Source organism: Rothia sp. HMSC065C03 (assembly GCF_001837295.1).
Taxonomy (GTDB): Bacteria; Actinomycetota; Actinomycetes; order Actinomycetales; family Micrococcaceae; genus Rothia.
On the sequence record NZ_KV832006.1, the window covers coordinates 216,556 to 216,892 of the forward strand.

Here is a 337-nt window from a genome sequence, read left to right on the forward strand (position 1 = left end):
CAAGGCGAATAATGAAAGATTCTCAACAACCCGACAAAGAGGAGCTGAGGGGAGTTAAGTATATCAAGGCGAATAATGAAAGATTCTCAACCAAACCGTGTTAAGGCGTGGATTGGTGGTAAGTATATCAAGGCGAATAATGAAAGATTCTCAACCAAAGCGGCGCACGCCCCATTCTTCGAGTAAGTATATCAAGGCGAATAATGAAAGATTCTCAACCTGAACATCTTCCGTGCGCTCGTTGAGTTAAGTATATCAAGGCGAATAATGAAAGATTCTCAACCACAGAGGAACCGGAAACGGTCAATGAGTAAGTATATCAAGGCGAATAATGAAA